The organism is Mesorhizobium kowhaii, from assembly GCF_042431665.1.
In the GTDB taxonomy this organism is placed as follows: domain Bacteria; phylum Pseudomonadota; class Alphaproteobacteria; order Rhizobiales; family Rhizobiaceae; genus Mesorhizobium; species Mesorhizobium kowhaii.
Window position 1 is genome coordinate 1 of the sequence record NZ_JBHLYT010000174.1, and the last position, 1344, is coordinate 1344.

Annotated in this window: 1 protein-coding gene; it reads right to left on the reverse strand. The window is 64.1% G+C overall.

The window, feature by feature from the left end; genetic code table 11:
- Positions 1-192: 192 nt before the first annotated feature.
- A complete protein-coding gene (locus ACFFNA_RS36915) occupies positions 193-1230 on the reverse strand; it encodes an IS110 family RNA-guided transposase (RefSeq protein ID WP_378924974.1) in 1038 nt (345 codons plus the stop codon).
- Positions 1231-1344 lie beyond the last annotated feature (114 nt).

The following is a 1344-nucleotide window of genomic DNA, read 5'->3' on the forward strand; positions in this document are numbered from 1 at the left end:
GCGGTCGACGTAAGGCCGCCGCATGATGGGGTCAGTAGAGCGAGGCGTCTCAATCTGTTGAACGACCTTGGGAGAGTTCGCCCAGGATCGTGCCTGCTAACGAGATCGCCTTGCCCGTCGTCCCCACGGGAACGATCCGGATCACGCCCTTTCGGACGAAAGCTTGGTTTCTTCTTCGTTATTCGTCGCGATTTACGCCGCCAATGCGGTAGGCTCCTTGCCGAAGCGGAATTCTGTCGCATCGCTCCACATGCGATGCAGGATGACGGCGAGCTTGCGGGCCACCGCCACCCGCGCCCTGGCCATACCGCGCCGCTTGGCGACGTTCATGCCCCACGCGCGCAGGCTCGACCACTTTTTACTGCGCACAAGCAGTGTGTGGGCCGCTTCGTAGAGGGCAGTACGGGCAAGCTCGTCGCCGCAGCGGCTGACTTTGCCCGGGATATCGGTCTCACCGGACTGGTAGCGCGCCGGGGTCAGGCCCAGATGCGCGCCGACATTCCTCGAACGGCTGAACCGCTCCGGCCGGTCGATCGTGGCCCGGAAGGCGAGCGCGGTGATGGGTCCGACGCCGGGAACGCTCATCAGCCGCCGACAGACCTCTTCCTGGCGAACGAGACCGAGAACCTGCTTCGTCAGGCGGGCGAACGCTCCTAGCATTGTGGCGAGGATCGTCAGCAGTGGCTCGACCAGCGGCATGACAACCGGATCTGTACCGGCCAACTCGCGCACACGACCGGCGAAGGCGGTTCGCGACGGCGTGCCCAGCTTGATGCCTGCCTCCCGCAGGATCGCCCGGACCACGTTCTCGATGGCGCGCATTTCGTTCAGCACCGTGCGGCGGGCGACGAGGAGGGAACGCCAGAGACGGCACTGCCTGCTCTTCACATGCACCTGTCGATACCAGCCGGTGCGCATGATCTGCGCCAGCGCGCGGGCGTCATTCCGATCCGTCTTGTTCGGCATCGTCTTCATCGCGGCATTGGCCTGCCGGGTCTCGATGCAGATGGCCGGCAGGCCATCGGCGCATATCCCGTCGTGAAGCCAGGCCGTCAGCGAACACGCTTCCAACCCGATCCGCTCCAGCGGCAGATCGACTTTCCGCAGCGCTTCGCTCAATACCTGCGGCTCGCTCGCCGCACGCGCCTCCTTCACGATCCGCCCGGCCTCGTCGACCACGCAAATCGCGGTCTCTTCCAAAGACACGTCAAGTCCGGCAAAATACTTCATGGCTGCTCCTCCTGATGTTTGTGGCGATCTACATCGACCACGTTCTCACATCTCGACAGGAGCAGCCGCCCTCAATCTGGCTCGGGCGAGACCCCAATCACCCCATCTGTTGAA